The organism is Rahnella bruchi, assembly GCF_003614975.1.
Classification (GTDB): domain Bacteria; phylum Pseudomonadota; class Gammaproteobacteria; order Enterobacterales; family Enterobacteriaceae; genus Rahnella; species Rahnella bruchi.
In genome coordinates, this window is sequence record NZ_QZWI01000018.1 from 83,192 (window position 1) to 100,099 (window position 16,908).

A 16,908-nucleotide genomic window follows, 5' to 3' on the forward strand; every position below is an offset into this window, starting at 1 on the left:
GGCAGAACGCCATGCTAAAAAAGAGTCCGGCATAGTGCCGGACTCTGTTCACTTAATGACTTCTCATGCCCGCCGCGAACATCAGCAGATGGAACACCGATGCCACAACAAATAACGCCAGCACGCTGCCGCCCCAGATGACGGCCATCCAGCCGACTCGTTTTAAGAACGGGGCTTTAGTGATGTTGCTGTCGTCCATTTTTCTAATGAGGTTCATAATGCGATTCCTCAGTGATAACCCTGGTCCGGTGTGACTTTCCCGCGGAACACGTAGTAGCTCCAGAAGGTGTACACCAGAATGATAGGGATGATGAACAGGGCGCCGACCAGAATAAAGCCCTGGCTTTGCGGAGGTGAAGCCGCTTCCCAGATGGAAATGGACGGCGGGATGATGTTCGGCCAGATGCTGATACCGAGCCCGGTATAGCCCAGGAACACCAGCGCCAGCGTCAGCAGGAACGGCGCGTGATGCGCGTTTTTACTGATGGCGCGGTACATCCACGCCGAGACCAGCACCACCAGCACCGGCACCGGCAGGAACCAGTAAAGGTTAGGGCGCGAGAACCAGCGGTGGGCGATATCGCTGTGCGTCAGCGGCGTCCACAGGCTGACCGCCAGTGTCACCAGCAGGAAGACTATCAGCAGCGGTTTGGCGATGTTGTGCATCGCTTCCTGCAATTCGCCTTCGGTTTTCATAATCAGCCAGGTGCAGCCGAGCAGGGCGTAAGCCACCACCAGCGCAAAACCACAGAACAGCGTGAAAGGCGTCAGCCAGTCCAGTGCGCCACCGGCATACGTGCGGTTTACCACCGGAATACCGTTGATCACCGCACCCAGCACCACGCCCTGACAGAAGGTCGCCAGCACTGAACCGCCGATAAAGGATTTGTCCCACACGTGGCGTTTGGCCGGGCTGGCTTTAAAGCGAAACTCAAAGGCGACACCACGGAAAATCAGGCCGAACAGCATCAGGGTCAGCGGGATAGTCAACGCATCCAGAATCACCGAATACGCTAGCGGGAATGCGCCATACAGCGCCGCGCCGCCGAGCACCAGCCAGGTTTCGTTGCCGTCCCAGACCGGCGCAACGGTGTTCATCATCACGTCACGGTCGTGCTCTTTTTTCACCAGCGGGAACAGCAGACCGATACCCAGGTCGAAGCCGTCCATCACCACATACATCATCACACCGAAGATGATGATCAAAAACCAGATCAGCGGTAAGTCGATACCCATTATCAAGCTCCCTTAGTTTCGTCGGTCAGTGATTCTGAAATCGCAGACAGCGGACGCGCAGGTGTGCGGTGCTGGCCCGGACCACCGTGGTCAACGCTTTCGCCTTCGTGTGCCTGCGGCCCTTTACGGATCAGACGCATCATGTAGCCGTAACCGACACCAAACACCGAGCAGTAAATGACGATGAATAGGATCAGGCTGACGCTCATCTGCAACACGTTATGGTTAGATACCGCGTCTTTGGTGCGCAGCAGGCCATAAACCACCCACGGCTGACGCCCCATTTCGGTGGTGATCCAACCCGCCAGTAACGCCAGCAGACCGGAAGGCCCCATCAGGAAGGCAAAGCGCAGGAACGCTTTAGAGGTATACATTTTGCCGCCACGACGCAGGATGAGGCTCAGCACACCCAGCAAAATCATTAGCATGCCCAGACCCGCCATGATGCGGAAGGTATAGAAGATGACGGATGAGTTAGGACGGTCTTCTTTCGGGAAGGATTTCAGCGCCGGGATCTGATGCGTCAGGCTGTGCGTCAGGATCAAGCTGCCCAGATACGGGATTTCAACCGCATAACGGGTCTCTTCACGGTTCATGTCCGGATAACCAATCAGTACCAGCGGGGACGGTTTGTTGTCTTTATTTTCCCAGTGGCCTTCGATGGCAGCGATTTTAGCAGGCTGATATTTTAGGGTATTCAGACCGTGCGCATCGCCCAAAAACGCCTGAATGGGCGAGACGATCAGCGCCATCCACATTGCCATCGACAACATGGTGCGGATTGCCGGTGTATCGCGACCGCGCAGTAAATGCCATGCCGCAGCAGAACCGACGAAGAAAGCGGACGCCAGGAAGGCGGCGGTGGTCATGTGCATTAAGCGGAACGGGAAGGACGGGTTGAAGATAATCTTCATCCAACTGACCGGTACCACCAGATTGTTAACAATCTCGTAGCCCTGTGGTGTCTGCATCCAGCTGTTAGAAGCGAGGATCCAGAACGTCGACATCAGCGTACCGAGCGCCACCATGCAGGTGGAGAAGAAGTGCAGGCCGGGGCCGACGCGGTTCCAGCCGAACAGCATTACGCCGAGGAAACCGGCTTCGAGGAAGAACGCGGTTAACACTTCGTACGTCAGCAGCGGGCCGGTAATGCTGCCTGCAAACGAGGAGAACATGCTCCAGTTGGTACCGAACTGGTAAGCCATCACCAGACCGGAGACCACGCCCATACCGAAGTTAACGGCAAAGATTTTCGACCAGAAATGGTACAGGTCGCGGTAAGCCTCTTTCTTTGTTTTTAACCACATGCCTTCGAGAACCGCCAGAAAACTGGCCAGCCCGATGGTGATTGCGGGAAAAATGATGTGAAAAGAGACGGTGAAGGCAAACTGGATACGGGCCAGTTCTAGCGCATCAAGACCAAACATAACAACCTCTTTTTGTGTGTCAGATAACCCTTCCAGACGCTGGCACCGGTACGGGAACCGGCGATGTCGGACATTCGCAGGTGAAGTCTTGAATGAAAGGGCAGTACAGCTGGGTTTTCGCGAGGAATGGATTTAACCATAGCGGGAGAAGGCATTAACAGGGACGGTCACGGGGGGGAATTACTGACTGAAACACTTTCGGGGCGGGCGGATGGAGCGGGGCGAAAAAACAATTTTCAGGACGAAGGTGCGCAGGAGGGATTAACCCTAAAAACAGGGTGGATATGTTGTTGCATTGATCTGGATCAAAGAGTTTTGATGTTTTCCAAATGTAATTACCCTGCATCCGGTAATGACTTGTTGTGTGCAAAATCGGTAACAAAAAAGTTAAATTTGGCAGGGCATCAGCGCATTCTTATTTCTAATGCAATGTAAATTTATGTCATTGCATTTGGCGAAAACCTTATCAGATCAGGTAATGGTTGTAGCATTTGTTTACATTTATGTTGCAGTTACCCTGAGGGAATAAAAGGAATGACGCCCGAAGGCGTCATGGCAATAAACGTTCTACCAGTTCAAAAAAGGCATCCTCACCGAACATCTCGTCCGGTCCGGTGAAGGCATTAGCAGGACGCCAGGTCCATTGTTTGTTTTCACCAGACTGCATAAATAACCGGCACAAGACAGTCACGCCACTTTGCGTGCAAAGGCTGGCTTCCACGCAGCCTGTGACGCCTTGCCCGTACAAAAATACCGGGGTGAATTTCACTTTTCGATCTTCGTATTGCAGCTGGATCCCCGGCACGCTGAACGATTTCCCTCCGATCAGACATTCAACCAGCGCGACGCTGGTGTTCTCCACTCGGATACCCGTGTCTGTCAGCCATTCATCCATGTTTTCCTGAAGTGTGCTCATGCGTTGACGGAACTCGGCGATATCCGCCTGACCTTTATTATCAAACGAACCGCTGCGGGGCTGGCTGTCTTGCAGCTTTTTTAGAAACCGTTCCTTTGCTGACATACGTCCCTTGTCTTACTTAGTGAATTAAAAGGGGACAAAAATCACCTCATGTTGTGATGCTGCCCCTAGGGCATTCTTTACTTATCAGCCGGACTATTGTTCAGACGGAGTCGGTAGCGTCTTGATAAGCAATGCATATCGATTTAGCAACTGCGTAAACTGACTATCTATCTGCATTACCAGCTGAGGGGAGATATCCTTGTTTTGCTGTTTATCCAGCGCCAGTTTACGCAGCGATTCTTCCACCGGCGGCGAGCTGTTCAGCGCCTGCTGGATAGCAAAAACGGAAGATTTCAGCTGCGAGACGGTCATGTATTTACCGCGCTGTTCATCCAGCCCGTTTAATTTATCCGCCAGTTGCTGCAACTGGGTATTGGCCTGATTCCAGCCCTCGAGGTTTTCCAGCGGAGCCGCGCTGGCGTTCAGTTGCTGTGTCCAGCTTTTTGCCAGCTCTCGGGTCGCCGGATTATTCGGCCACAATGTTTGTGCCTGTTTTACCAGTTGTGTGCCGGTGTCCTGCGCCCAGCGCGGGGAGAGTTTTGCCAGCTGATCAGCTTGTTTTTGCATCGCGGAGATCAGCGCGGGGGCTTCACGGCTGAGCATATCCGCCTGCTGAGATTTCAACGTTTCCAGCGACTGGGTGCTGAGCGGTTTCGGGAGAACAGGCAGCGTGGCGGTCAGCTGCATTGCGGCTTGCGGACGATAAAATGCGTTGATCCCCGCCTGAAGACCAAAGCCTGCAAGCACAGTGATCACCACGCCCGCAATAAAACCCTTCCCCTGAACTGCACGTTTTGCCGGTGGCGGCGGGACGATCACCACCTGAGGCTTCACCGGTTCAGCCTGCGCGACATAGACCCATTGCTCACGGGGCGCGTTTTCCCTCTGCGTTTCTGTCTGAACAGCCGCAGCGGGTAGCACCACCGCAGCATCGTTGGTGGCGTGCATATTCTCCAGCCGGACAGCAGCGCCGTGCATAAATGTGCCTAACCCATCGAACTGGCTGGCGTGTTTCAGTTCCAGACGTTGCAGCACATCGCACAAGGAAGTGATCAGCTTTTCCGCCTGATAAATCGCCGGTAGATCGCGATATTCCAGCGTCATGGTGCGCAAAGATTGCTGAAGCCGCTGACTCAGGCCGGTCAGAATTTCCATCCGCGCATGAACCGGCAGCGGCCACAGTCCCGGCCACTGACGGGAGAGCAACGCCTCGAGGATCGCCAGACCTTCATTGAGGCCCGGCATCCCGACAAGCTGAGTTCTGGCCTGCGTATACCACGACGCAGTTTGCAACTCGATACCGTTTTGCTGAAACAGATTTAGGCACAGCTGCTCGACTTTTTTCCAGTCGACGTCCGGGCGCGCCGGATGCGCCAGTTTACTCAATTCTTCGCGCAAAGCGGCGTAGTCAGCCAGCGCACGCGGATCACCACCGGTGCGTAACTGGCGTTCAATAGACATAATGGTTTTCCTTAACTGACGTAATTCTGTTGTTTCATATGACGCATCAGCACGCGGCCTTCCGGCATAAACTCAGTCCCGAATCGCACCAGCCCGAGATCTTTCAGCTCAGCGTCAATGGCGTATTCGAGATGCCCCGGCGTGGACTGAGGCAGCAATATCACGTTGATTTTTTTCAGGCGGGGTTCATATTTCAGCAGGGTGCCGGAAAGCGTATTTAGCAGCGAATGCGCGGTGCCGGGCATCCCTTGCAGGATTTTGCTCATATCCGGCAGGCCGTAATCGGGCAAGTGCGTGAGGGTGCCCGCGCGACAGTTGAGAATGCGTTGCATGTTATCGAGCACGGAGAGGATCACCTGATTCTCTTCGCTCACGTTATGCAAGTCGAGGCCGCCGGCAAAGTTGCCGAGCAGCATTTCGTAGAGCGAGGGTGAGCGTGAGTTTGGCATCAGTCTTTCACCGGTTGCAGTGTCAGACTGTTATTCCCAAGTTCGATAACTCGTGCTTTATCGGGATCCAGCTCTTCACGGCTTAGCACCAGACGCCACTGGCCCTTAGCCATATCCGGGTTACGGAACAGCCCTACGACTACCACAAATTTGGCGTCTTTTTCCATCGGCATATCCAGCGACGCAGCTTTACCAGGTTTCACGACCACATTCTGGCTGGCTAGAAGATCGTCTTTGAGAACATCATCGCCATCCTCCGCCAGTTGCTGATATACCGTTTTCTGGAAGTTTTTGTCATCACGTAGCTGATAAACCCGAACTAACACTGGTTGTGAGGAAGAGTTCGCCTCAGTGGCATCGGTGTTGAGTGCCTCGCGGGCAATGAAATCCAGATGCAGGGTTTTAATTTGCTTATAGAAAATAGATTTTGTTGCAGAGACGGTGCCGTCTGTCACTGCCTGAGTCAAACCACAGCCGCTCAGTAACAGAACCAGTGCTGACAGGCAGAATTTATTTTTCCAGGCGGTATTTAATAACACGTCGTGCTCCTTCTTGATGCGTTTGGGGCGCCATTCCACAGTAGTGGCCGAGCTCCACGGTAAAGTATTCAGGGATATCATCCGCTGCGTCGCCTTCTTCCAAACCCAGCACACCCGTCAGCCCCAATCTGAAAGGGACATCTCCGAGAACAGGTGCAGGTAACAGTTGCACCGGCACAGTCAGCTGGATACGGGCTTTATAACGCCAGCCGAGATAGACCCGCAGCAGCACTAAAAAATCCGCGTAAAGCGGTCCGTCTGGCAGCCATTCTTCCGCTTCCGCCGGATTGTCAGTAAACAGTAAAATCAGCAACTGACTGTTGGCGTCTGTGCCTTCGTCTCCCATGACGGTATCGCCATCCAGCCAGTTAGCACCTTCATCGGCGAAGTTCATGGGAGAGGTAATGCGCACTTTGCGCAGGCAATGCGGGGTCACTTCTGTCCGGGTAAACGGTGCGAGTAAACGCACCAGCGCCTGTACACCTTCTGCTGTTCGTCCCGGCTGACGCATTACGCCGAGCAGAGCCAGAAAACGTGAGGTCGGTGTCGCAAAATGTTCCTGCGTGCTTGGAATACCCATACCAATCAGGCCCAGCAGGCTTTGCGATGTGCTGTCTTTACCACCAGATTCAAACGTTGCCGGATAAGAGTACTTTCGCCAGATGCGATAAAACTGCGTCATGATGCGGTGATTGAAAATGTCGAGGAACCCTTCGAGCGCTTCATGTCCTTCACGCCGCTGGGTGATATCGTCGATGTAAGCCGTCGGTAGCGGCGCATCCACACCGTACAAACCCATGAATGTGGTACGCACTGTCAGCGGTGCGTCAGGATGTTCCTCATCTTTTTCCAACGCTTTCAACTCACTGACCGGAAAACCCATCCCCGGATGTGGACGAAACCGTACCGGATCGTCCGCGGGATCGGCAGTGCTTCCCAGCGGTGGTGCTTCAGGTTGATGTTTTTCCAAAAGCTGACAGAAGCGGTAAAAGTTAATCCGCCCGATATCCCGCTCAAGCCTGGCAGTTAGCCGGGAATGCGGGGCTTGTGATTCTCTTCCCATTCCAGACGTTCTCCTGTCGGTTGCAGTATCAGGGTAAGGCGGTTAAACAGATGGATATCGGTATACAGCGCGAAGAAGCGGCTGAGCATTTCGCCAAACAGGCAGATGTCGCCTCTGCCGGCAAATCCATTGCTGTCGAGCGTGATTTCAATGTGCACACCGCGCAGCAGATAGCCGCGTTCAAACCTTTCAATTTCACTGTGTCGGACATCAGCAATAGCTTCGAGACGACGGCGGTTCATCTCACTTTCTGTCCAGTCGTACAGCGCCAACGTTCCGCGCAAGACTTCGGCGTTGTCCATCATCCACAGAAAACTGCTGCCTAAATGGCTGAGTACGCGCCAGTGGAAACGGTCACGATTAGGCGGATAACATGGCATGGTCGGTGCGGACAGATTGCGCACGCGGACATTTGCGCTGGTGGATTTGACAGCGGTATCCAGCACGGTGCTTTGCAGTGATTTACGCGGTAACTGGCCGTTGGTGCCGGTCAGGCTAAGAGACAGGTTTTCATTCTCGGGTACCGTATGATTATCAAAGGCTTCGCCTCCCAGAACCAGCCATGTATCGTGCAGGCCTGAAGGGCCGCGTCTCACACGGGTATGGTAATAATATTCAGGTGCATCGTGGCGTAACATCCCGCCCTTATGGCGAAAGCTGGTGAAGGGTACATACACCTGATGGCCGGAATGTTTGGATGAAATCACCGAATCGACAGAATAGATTTCGGTATAACCGTCCTGAACGCGCATCGGGCGCAGCAGATATTCTGTCTGCAATGACGAAAGCGTCAGCGGGTCGGATTCCAGCGGGAACAGGTTAATGACCGGAACGCAGTTCAGTCGCAGGTTTTTCTCTGAGAACGAGAAGTCGTGCTCCCAGCGTTTCTCAAGCACCACATCGATTTCAAACCAGCCAAGCTCAGCCGGTAATTCAACCGTATTAAACCCTTTAAGGCTCGCAAACATGAATTTTTCACGAAAAGTGAAATATTCAAGCAGCAACTGATAACCGCTGAATGCACTTTCGCCTTTCGGCCACAATGTGTCGTGCTCCCCAAATCCCTGCGGGGCAAAAAAGCCTTCCAGTGGTTGACGATCGGCCTGACCCGGTAAACGGACCCACAGTTTGGCGGTATGGAGCGTCAGGGCTTCATGCAGGGCGCAGGCCAGTGGCGCATCCGCATCAAAATAGAGCGGAAGATGGCTTAGGTTTATTTTGCTCCAGTCAGCCAGCGCACTGCAGTTAAACCGCAGGCGGATCACTGAACGGCCATCCGGTTCGGTATTCAGCACGGCGCGTTGCAGCGAAAGTGGCAGTAATTCGATGTTCTGTGTTGTGGTATAGCGGCAGCGCGTAGCCCGCTCACCGATGGGGCGCGACAGGACTTCAAAACCTTTTGCCATCACCATCCGCTCTTTCATCCCCTGCCAGTCTGGCGCGAACTCCACGATCGAAAGGGAAGGGATGGTGCGCAGATAGTGCGGCCACAGCAGGCTGACTAATCCTTCAGTCAGCTCCGGCAGATCATCGTCAAGTTTTTCACGTAGGCGTCCCATCAGGAAGGCAAAACCTTCGAACAGACGTTCTACATAAGGATCGCGGGCACCGGCTTTGTCCAGATTCAATCCGGCAGCGCGGTCAGGGTGCGCGCGGGCAAATTCTTCGCCCGCCTCGCGTAAATAACGCATTTCAGCGTCGAAGTAACGCAGGGTTAAGTCGTCCATAAATTTTTGTTCGCTTTGCCAATAGAGTTGAAAAATGACAGAAGAATAGGTAGTAGAATGTATCGAATAAGGAGTTACTTTTATTAACCGCACAACACAGCGGCGCGGGCCGGATCAAGCACGATAAGGCCACTCAGCAGATTCTCCATGTCACTCAGCATCCGGTTTTTATCCCCGTCGCCACGTTGCGATTTCATCCTCAATAATTTCAGCCGGCGCGCTTTGACTTCAAACACCAACCCCGGTTCCCACTGAGGCAACGTGAGTGAGAGGCTGTCACTGTCAAGGCTGCTAAGCAGATGCAGCGCCATATCATTTTTACCGTACTGTTCCGACACGCGGGCCATCACCAAACGCAACAGCCACTGGTGGCGGGCGGTGTTGATGCCTGGTCTGGTTTGTAGCCAGGTCAGGGCGGATTCCACGCCGTCACTGTCTGCCTGTGCCAGCGCCTCAGGTTCCAGAAGGAGGATGTCATCTTCACCGGAGGTCACGGAGGCCGCAGGTTCATTTCCCCAGCCTGAAACTGATTCCAGCACCTGTTGATTAATCCAGCCTTGTGTTACTTCATCGGCAAATGGGGTGCCGTCACTCCATGACAAACTTTCCAGTCCCGGCAACCGGGTCAGAAACAGCGCAAGATCCTGTGTGATGCAGGTCGCCCAGCCTTCATATGGCGCGCCTGCCTTGATCAGCGACTGATGTAAATACCACTGCACGTCGAGCCAAAAATGATTAACACCTTCACCAAACATGGATTCCGCTTGCTCCAGCAGCTCTACCCAACTCTGTTGCAGGTACAAACGTTTAAGCTGCGCACGATATTCAGGGCGGGGCGGCAGCAGACGGGTGCGGCCACTGGCATCAAGCGGCGGCAATTCGTGAACAGTGTCCCAGCGTACACTCTTAATCAGATGATGCCCCGAGAGCCAGCCTTGTGGCTGATCGCGCAGATATTTCGCCAGCATCTTTGCCTGATCAAGCAGGTCCCGGCCTGATTGCACCGCGCGCAGGGAAGGGGATATGCCCGTACTTTCTGACTGGGAAGATGTTGCGCTGGTTTGCGGGACAACGGCATTCATTCCGCCAGACTGAGCGAGGCGATTTTCCAGTGCAGCATAAAGCGCACCCAGTTCAGGCCGTGAAGATTCACTCCAGGTGCTGAGGCCCTGTTCGATAAGCGCCAGTGCGCCAATGATGCGCGCAAAATCCGTTTTATCGACTTCAGGATACAGTGACAGGCTGTCCAGCACGCGGGAACCTGCGAGCCATTCCAGTGACGTCTTGCGGCTGTTTGCACGCAGCGGATGCAGCGTTTCGCCAAAGCGGTTAATCAGCCCTGCCACCAGGGAAAGTCCGTCAGCAAGCCCGGTTTCGCCATCACGATGCAAGCGCGCCCAGATGTAGTAAGTGGCAACGCGAACGTCTTTGCACTGACTGGCGAGCAACTTTTCTGCCAGTTCGCAGGTCAGGGTCGTATCTGCACCGGAAAGTTTGTTGACCTCTTCGCGCATTTGCTGGAAGTCGTCGTCATAACCAGGGTCTTCGCCTGCGGGTTGAGCCGGTGTTATGGGTTGTAGCCATTTATCCCAAAGAGAGACCTGCTTTTCTGCCTGAGGTAAAAGAGATTCAGGCTCTGCTGCGCAGGCATTGAGCAGCGTGGTTAATGTGGCCATTACGGCTCCTCAGCGATTGCATCAGGGTCAAAAGGTTGTTCTTCAGATAGCGGTGTTGCCTGAATCAGGAAAATCTGTGCTGGTAACGTGAAGTTACGCAGCTGCAACAGTCCGAGCGGACCTTTGCCCAGCTCAGTACGCAATATCCACTGAAGTTGTTGTTTGTCTGATGTGGTGAAAGTCAGCTGATAACGACCTTCATCCAGCTTTTGTTGCTTAGCCTGCTCAAGCCAGCGGATAAGCCCCCAGGTACCCTGATAATCACCGTACAAACGAGCACCGGCGGAAGACGCGGTCCACGTCAGCATGGTGCCAGGCTTATAGGTATCACCCGGCCAGCGGAAACTTTGCCAGCTTTCCATCTGATTGAAGTAACGTAGTTTTTGCCCATCGATCGACAGGTTGGTTTCTACAACGTCAGGAACCGGACGGGCCAGCAGTTCAAAGCGCATTCCCTGACTGCCGTCGGTGAACAGGATGTCGGAGATCTGACTAAGCTGGTTAATGGCTGCCAGGAATGCGGGGTTAAACGTGAGCCCCTGGCTGTTCACTTTATCCGGCACCCAGCGGGTCCCTTCTTTATGCAGAACGCCGCTCAGTTCGCGGGTCAGAAAACTGTCGATACGGCCACTGTCCTTGCGGATAAATTCTGCCAGCATCGGCAGGGAAGCATCACTTTTGCTGACGGCAAACGGATAGCGTCCGTCAAAAGCGGATTTCCAGTTGTTAACGATGGCGTTTTTCCACTGGTCGTTCAGGCTGGCAGAAGAGGGCTGTAATACGGCTTCCCATGCCTGGGTCAGCGGCTGGACAAACATAGTCTGACCGAAGCCGCTCCATTCCTCGCCGAGACTCGCGGCAATCAGGCTGCCATACTCCTGACTGTCGGTCAGGTCTACACTTTTACCCTGGAACACGGTCTGTGCCAGTACCTGCGTCATTTCCTGCGGATCAGAGGCATTCGCCACCTGCTGAAGTTTCAGTCGCACACGGGTTATGCGGGTCAGCAACGTTTGCAAACTGAGAGAACTGTCTGACGACATCATATTCTGAGCGCTGCCTTTGCCCATCAGGGCCAGCAACGGACCAAAGGTCTCATCTAGCGGTCCGACCGGTCCGCTGGCGTGCTGGTCAATAGCGGGCTGAGCATCTTTATTGATGAGCGCTTTGGCGGATTTCACCAGAGAATCTGACAATGCTTCGTTCTTTTGCCCGGTTTGTCCCTGCCATGCCAGCGTATTCATCAGCGCAATCAGCGGGGACTGACGGACATCGCTCATCAGCGTAAGCTGATCAATCACATCAGACAGGTTCTTCGCCTCATTCCAGCGCAGGCTGTTGAGGAAATTGAGCCAGCTACCCGCAAAATCAGTGAAATAGCGCTCGGTCAGGCGTTTTTTTAATGCTTCCGGTGAAATGTCATCGGAGACCGAACGACGGTTATCGCTCAGTACCCAGTCAATTTCCTCGCGACGGGAAGAAACTGCTTTGTTGATAGCTTCCTGGATTTGTTCATCCCACGCCTTACGGGTGAACATACCCGGAACGACTTCATCAGTTCTGAACAGACGTTGTGCATCGGTATCACCCGTCATATCTAGCAGCGTCATGTCTGCATAATTACGGCGCACCGAAAGCAGCATGTTTTCATACAGTGTGCTTTCGGCGTTGCGCTGACCGATCTCACCCAGCAAAACCTGCCGTGACTGAGAAACCAGCGAGGTATCCGGTTTGATTTTCCATTCCGGCTGCGTATGCAGATTGGCAGCATAGAACTGCCATAAGTCGGGAGCCAGGCTCTGCCATAATCCCGGTGATACGCCAGGCCGCTGCGGTTCGGTCGTTTTCATCACTTGTGCGTAAAATATAGCGTCAGCTTTCTCCGGTCTGGCCATCATCAGATATGCCTTCAGCTGGTCATAACCTGATTTTGCCAGTGCCGCGCGTTTCGGGCTGTTGGCAGGCAGGTTGGCCAGTTCGTTGAGTCTACGCTGCAAACTCTCAGCCGCGGCATCGCGGATCAGACGGTTACTTGCGCTGCCGTACCACGGCAAAAGCGTCGTGAGCAATTGCACGTTGTGATCCATTCCAAAACGCTGATACCACGGCGCACCCTGACTTACGCGAGCTTGAAGGCGGCCAATGTCATTACGCAGGGCCTGTAAGGCAATCAGTTGCTCATCGGAAACTGGCTTCGGTTTGGCCAGGTATTGTGCCTGTTCAGCGGCAGACACCATCTGATGTCGGTTCACAGCAAACGAGACTACGCTGCCAATGCCCCATAGGACGATCAGTGCGAGCACACCGTTACAGAGCGTTTGCTCCCACGGCAGACCGACGCGGCGACCGCGCGCGGAGCTGCAGTCGTCCAGCACGCTTTGCCAGTTGGCAGGCGGTGTCCAGGTTTTATGATGTACAGCGTCAGCCACCGGTGCGGTCTGCGGCAAACTGAACATCAAACCGCGCAGCGGAATGCGTGCGGCATAATCGGCAAACCACGGTGTCAGGGACTGACGCCAGCGGACAGCAGCGGTTTCGCCGAGCGACTGTGCCAGACGCAGCAGAAAATCGTGTGACGGGTGGATAAATATCTGCTGCATTCCCTGCTGGCGCAGAAGGGGGATCAGCGATTTAAGTTGATTTTCAACTGATTGCGCAGTGGCATTTGCCGGGAAAATAACCCCGACGGGTTGCTCAATGCGCTCGTCTTGAGACCAGTCACTTTCGCAAACCTGCCACAGATACACCGGCGGCTGATAACGTAGGGCTTCACCGGTTTTCTCAAGCGAACGCAGGCCGTCGTCCATCCACTGTGCGGTTTTGCTTTGAGACGCGGTAATCGCCCAGATGATGCCATCCAGCGGGCGGGTACGTCGCAGTTTCCGCCATTCCGGCAGACGCGCATTGTCTGCAGATCCATGCAAACTCCCACCGTGAATAAGCACCGTACGCTGACCTTCCAGCCAGCCCTGAGCTGCCAGAGTCGGTGCCAGCGCAGCAATGTGTTCCGGTTCTCCGGCGACCATCAGCAGGCGGACTTTATAACGCCAGAACAAGCCGTAGCGGCGGCGCAGTCGGGTTTTGAGCTGGGTATGAAACTGAGATGGTTTTACCTCATCTGAGGTAGATTCAGGAAAGTTTCCATTATTTCCCCCAGAGAGTAATTTTATACCTCCCCGCTGGAATGATATCCCAGCAAATAATAAGGTTATAAATATCAATGCTGCCAACATGATATATAACCAAAGATATATCTTTTCTTTGGTATTAATCCAGCCAAAGCCTTCGGCATAGAAATAACAAAACCCTGCCGAAACGCAAGCTATTATAATGAGAAAAAAGAGTAGCCCGAAGATTCTCCATCCGTTGCCTTTCCCGATCACATTCTTTCTCCTTTGCTCATTACATATGGACGAACGGTATTAAAAATAATATTTTTCTGTTCGCAACAAGCGATTAGATTGGTATTTTTATTTTTTTCTGCTGTGAGTGTGGCTAAAGATAATGCAACCCATGGGCCCGGAGATGTGAGGAATAGGTCTAAATCCGTTATCTCATACTGATTGTTTAGTTTTTCTGAGATGGTTAATAGTGTTAGTGCCGTGGTTGCCTGTGTTTTTACCTCTTCGCTAACTCCGCTCAAGTATATCGATGTGGCGTTTTTAAACTCAAATTGATACTCACTCATATCGATAAGGTTATCTTCTATAGAAACTTTATTGGACAGCATAGGTCTATATAAATAACCACAGCAAGGCATGTCTTTATTTAATTCTTTAGTATGGTTAGCAAAGAGAAAAATACAACCACTTTCAGTCATAATGTCTTTTGTTTTTTTCTCTGCAAACAACTGAATGCTTATAATAATAGTAATATTTTTTGATTTTTCGTTTAATAATCTTGATGTGATTGTGGCGTAGGTGTCATCAGAAAATATATGGCCGGATAAAAGGTTGTGTGATAAACCCATCGCAGTCCATATATTGGAAAATTCATCCCATAATGTGAGGTCTGGTTCTTTAATAAAAATTACATCAAAGTTAGAATGCAGACTGATTCGTTGTATTTTCCCTCGCAATGAAAAAAGTAATTCCTGTAAAATACTCTGATAGGTCACCAGACCAAAGTCGCTTTCTTTAAATAAATTTCGCTGATTTTTTACTACTGGCAGAGACGACTTGCTGATGATTTTATTTTTATCATTTTGCACTGGAAGTAGCAATTGATGGCCGATGATGTGAAGCTGCTGGCTACACCAGTTGCGCCAGTGATTTTTTATGGCGAGTGATTCTTCTAACCATGCTTCATGATTGACCTGTTCAATTCCAGTTTTGTAGCAATGTAACGCAAATAGAAAAAGTAACACAACTACCATAGCTAATGAGACGGCAGCTCCAGCTTGATAAGTTTCGCTTTTAAAATTCAATAATTTGGCAATGTAAAAAAAGACAAAAACAATAGTAGTTAATGAAATAAATAGAGTAATCCAGACCTTCATATTTACACGACTAATTTTTTTATCGCTTTGAATTTTCTGAATAGGCCATGACAGAGGGTCCATCATATTTTTATTATTCCTTTGTTCAAAAGTTACCAATGAGAACTAATGGTTATTATTGCACTGATCTCTTGCATTCCTTTATAATTTGTTCCCAGTCTTGAATGCTGAAGTTTTTAACCAGCAATCGGTAACTCGTATCTTTCATATGAACGGAGGAATCAATCATCTCTTGCAGTCTTCTACTCTGATATATCAAAGGATGTTTGGTAAGTATATGAATGCCGAATAATCGGCAGTCATCTCTATTCTCTAAAAATTTTGCGTAGGACATCGATTCCAGAGCTACCAGTAACCATCGGTGTGCTAGCAATTCATTCACGCGTTCTTCAAATTGATATTCATTTCGGTAACATCTCATTATGTCGTTTATTACAGAGAGGTGCTGTATTTTTCTCCATGTATTGTTATCTATTGATAATGAAAAATCCATTTGCCGTTGGTGATTGTAATATCCCTCTTGATTGATTATTTGTGCATCTCCGTCAATGTAATACCAGCGTTGTACAGAACCTAATAATCGAGATTGCTGCCAGTTGTCTAAAACGCTTAACGTGATATTGATTATTGAGGGATCAAAGAAACGTAATAAAAACTCACCTTCTCCGGAAATAGTTTGAATTGCAGTCGAAGACAGGTGCCTGGCAACGTAATCGCAGGAATGAGGTGTGATAAGCCAGCCATAAACACTTCTCCCCGCCCCCGCATCAAGGTGCTTAGGTGAAATTTCATGCAGTGTCGCATCAATGCTTAAATTAAAAAGTTCTATGTCAGAACTGTTATTCAGATTGAGTGGAATTAAAAATAGCTCGAAAACATCATAAAGTTCTGTATGTGAAAACTTAACAATCTGTACTTCCTTTCCTTTAAGGGCATCCCAGAGAGGATTTTCAGGATTAATGTTTCGCAAGGTCGGATCTAACAGCAAAAGGCAATTTTCGTTTTCATTAATTATGTTATGGAGGAGTTCATTTTTAATGGTTTTAGATTTTTTTTGAATATCGTCTTCAGTGTAGTCGAATAAAATATTTCGCAAGGCATTCTCCCTATATCCTTGGTTGAATTGAAGTATTTCTCATGGAGTATTAATAGTAATACCAGTATTCATAGGAGCCTGCCCACTTGCTGGTCGGGCGGAGAGGTTTATCTTTTCGTTTGGGGGAATACCATTTCCCCTGACGTTTAAGCTTTCGTTCATGTTTACCGGTAGCTTGATTTAAATCGATTTGTTCTACATTTTGCCAGCCCATTACTCTGAATATATCTTCGGCTAATTTACAAGTGGTATGGGCATAGGCTTTATAGGCTGAAATAGCGAGTGAAATTGCGATGCCGCAATAAACAGTAAGCCCAATCCCCCACATGATGAGATTACTTTTATCCCTTGGATCGACAACACTTATCAATCCTTCCCAGTAACTTTCGCCTGCGAAGAAAGGCATAGTAAAAAGCGTAAATCCCACGAGTAAGGCAATTATTATAAACATATATTTTGTTCTTAACATGCCATAGGCATAAGAACCCATATCACACCGGGGGCATACGGAAATAATTCTTTCCTGTGGCAACGCAATAGCGTAGACCTCGTAATGATCCACCTGCCACTCCGCTACGAGTTCGACGTCATCACCGACTTTCAGGTCGGTCATACCTACCCAACCCCGGAAAGGCATTCCTTTTATCTGCCCCTGAATATAGTCAGCCGTGCTGACCAGTGGTTTATCTTCAGAAGCCGCAAGGGCACTGAGTGC

The 16,908-nt window shown here is 51.1% G+C and carries 15 protein-coding genes; 1 reads left to right on the plus strand and 14 read right to left on the minus strand.

Annotated elements, in window-relative coordinates; translation table 11 throughout:
• Window positions 1-52: 52 nt before the first annotated feature.
• The 3 genes from D5398_RS22125 to D5398_RS22135 are packed head-to-tail and all read right to left on the minus strand — an operon-like array spanning window position 53 to window position 2,663.
• Window positions 53-217 carry a DUF2474 domain-containing protein gene (locus D5398_RS22125; RefSeq protein WP_013577857.1) on the minus strand — a complete coding sequence of 55 codons (165 nt, stop codon included), beginning with the start codon at window positions 215-217 and terminating at the stop codon, window positions 53-55.
• Between the two features lie 11 nt (window positions 218-228).
• Window positions 229-1,236 (minus strand): cytochrome d ubiquinol oxidase subunit II, encoded by a 1,008-nt coding sequence (gene cydB, locus D5398_RS22130; protein WP_119824225.1) that lies wholly within the window; start codon window positions 1,234-1,236, stop codon window positions 229-231.
• A gap of 2 nt (window positions 1,237-1,238) precedes the next feature.
• On the minus strand, window positions 1,239-2,663 hold the full coding sequence (locus D5398_RS22135) for a cytochrome ubiquinol oxidase subunit I (protein ID WP_120509546.1): 1,425 nt from the start codon (window positions 2,661-2,663) through the stop codon (window positions 1,239-1,241).
• A 126-nt stretch (window positions 2,664-2,789) separates the two neighbouring features.
• Here D5398_RS22135 and D5398_RS22140 point away from each other — a divergent pair, with 126 nt between their 5' ends.
• Window positions 2,790-3,098 (plus strand): hypothetical protein, encoded by a 309-nt coding sequence (locus tag D5398_RS22140; protein WP_120509547.1) that lies wholly within the window; start codon window positions 2,790-2,792, stop codon window positions 3,096-3,098.
• A 115-nt stretch (window positions 3,099-3,213) separates the two neighbouring features.
• Here D5398_RS22140 and D5398_RS22145 read toward each other — a convergent pair whose 3' ends face one another.
• From D5398_RS22145 to D5398_RS22195, 11 genes are all read right to left on the minus strand, one after another.
• On the minus strand, window positions 3,214-3,684 hold the full coding sequence (locus D5398_RS22145) for a hypothetical protein (RefSeq protein ID WP_120509548.1): 471 nt from the start codon (window positions 3,682-3,684) through the stop codon (window positions 3,214-3,216).
• 93 nt (window positions 3,685-3,777) lie between these two features.
• Complete coding sequence (locus D5398_RS22150; RefSeq protein ID WP_120509549.1) at window positions 3,778-5,145, minus strand: VasL domain-containing protein; 1,368 nt, start codon at window positions 5,143-5,145, stop codon at window positions 3,778-3,780.
• Between the two features lie 11 nt (window positions 5,146-5,156).
• Entirely contained in the window at window positions 5,157-5,594 is a 438-nt protein-coding gene (tssE, locus tag D5398_RS22155) for a type VI secretion system baseplate subunit TssE (protein WP_120509550.1), read from the minus strand.
• On the minus strand, window positions 5,594-6,133 hold the full coding sequence (gene tssJ, locus D5398_RS22160; RefSeq protein ID WP_244216814.1) for a type VI secretion system lipoprotein TssJ: 540 nt from the start codon (window positions 6,131-6,133) through the stop codon (window positions 5,594-5,596). Before tssJ ends, tssE begins: the two co-directional genes overlap by 1 nt.
• On the minus strand, window positions 6,105-7,196 hold the full coding sequence (gene tssG / locus D5398_RS22165; RefSeq protein ID WP_120509552.1) for a type VI secretion system baseplate subunit TssG: 1,092 nt from the start codon (window positions 7,194-7,196) through the stop codon (window positions 6,105-6,107). Before tssG ends, tssJ begins: the two co-directional genes overlap by 29 nt.
• On the minus strand, window positions 7,160-8,923 hold the full coding sequence (gene tssF / locus D5398_RS22170) for a type VI secretion system baseplate subunit TssF (RefSeq protein WP_120509553.1): 1,764 nt from the start codon (window positions 8,921-8,923) through the stop codon (window positions 7,160-7,162). The genes tssG and tssF overlap by 37 nt, the downstream gene beginning before the upstream one ends.
• An 83-nt stretch (window positions 8,924-9,006) precedes the next feature.
• Window positions 9,007-10,599 (minus strand): type VI secretion system protein TssA, encoded by a 1,593-nt coding sequence (gene tssA, locus D5398_RS22175; RefSeq protein ID WP_120509554.1) that lies wholly within the window; start codon window positions 10,597-10,599, stop codon window positions 9,007-9,009.
• Entirely contained in the window at window positions 10,599-13,832 is a 3,234-nt protein-coding gene (locus tag D5398_RS22180; RefSeq protein ID WP_208646049.1) for an ImcF-related family protein, read from the minus strand. The genes tssA and D5398_RS22180 overlap by 1 nt, the downstream gene beginning before the upstream one ends.
• Window positions 13,833-13,978: 146 nt before the next feature.
• The gene (locus D5398_RS22185; RefSeq protein ID WP_120509555.1) at window positions 13,979-15,163 is read right to left on the minus strand and encodes a hypothetical protein; all 1,185 of its coding nucleotides are present in this window, start codon (window positions 15,161-15,163) and stop codon (window positions 13,979-13,981) included.
• A 49-nt stretch (window positions 15,164-15,212) separates the two neighbouring features.
• Window positions 15,213-16,193: a DUF4123 domain-containing protein gene (locus D5398_RS22190; RefSeq protein ID WP_162940815.1), complete on the minus strand. Its 981-nt coding sequence runs from the start codon at window positions 16,191-16,193 to the stop codon at window positions 15,213-15,215.
• Between the two features lie 49 nt (window positions 16,194-16,242).
• Window positions 16,243-16,908 (minus strand): putative type VI secretion system effector (locus D5398_RS22195; RefSeq protein WP_279635015.1); only part of this gene is annotated, 666 nt, incomplete at its 5' end.

Coding starts and splice junctions, on each gene's coding strand:
- D5398_RS22125 (WP_013577857.1), bottom strand. CDS start 217: ATGAACCTCATTAGAAAAATGGACGACAGCAACATCACTAAAGCCCCG.
- cydB (WP_119824225.1), bottom strand. CDS start 1,236: ATGGGTATCGACTTACCGCTGATCTGGTTTTTGATCATCATCTTCGGT.
- D5398_RS22135 (WP_120509546.1), bottom strand. CDS start 2,663: ATGTTTGGTCTTGATGCGCTAGAACTGGCCCGTATCCAGTTTGCCTTC.
- D5398_RS22140 (WP_120509547.1), top strand. CDS start 2,790: ATGGATTTAACCATAGCGGGAGAAGGCATTAACAGGGACGGTCACGGG.
- D5398_RS22145 (WP_120509548.1), bottom strand. CDS start 3,684: ATGTCAGCAAAGGAACGGTTTCTAAAAAAGCTGCAAGACAGCCAGCCC.
- D5398_RS22150 (WP_120509549.1), bottom strand. CDS start 5,145: ATGTCTATTGAACGCCAGTTACGCACCGGTGGTGATCCGCGTGCGCTG.
- tssE (WP_120509550.1), bottom strand. CDS start 5,594: ATGCCAAACTCACGCTCACCCTCGCTCTACGAAATGCTGCTCGGCAAC.
- tssG (WP_120509552.1), bottom strand. CDS start 7,196: ATGGGAAGAGAATCACAAGCCCCGCATTCCCGGCTAACTGCCAGGCTT.
- tssF (WP_120509553.1), bottom strand. CDS start 8,923: ATGGACGACTTAACCCTGCGTTACTTCGACGCTGAAATGCGTTATTTA.
- tssA (WP_120509554.1), bottom strand. CDS start 10,599: ATGGCCACATTAACCACGCTGCTCAATGCCTGCGCAGCAGAGCCTGAA.
- D5398_RS22180 (WP_208646049.1), bottom strand. CDS start 13,832: ATGTTGGCAGCATTGATATTTATAACCTTATTATTTGCTGGGATATCA.
- D5398_RS22185 (WP_120509555.1), bottom strand. CDS start 15,163: ATGATGGACCCTCTGTCATGGCCTATTCAGAAAATTCAAAGCGATAAA.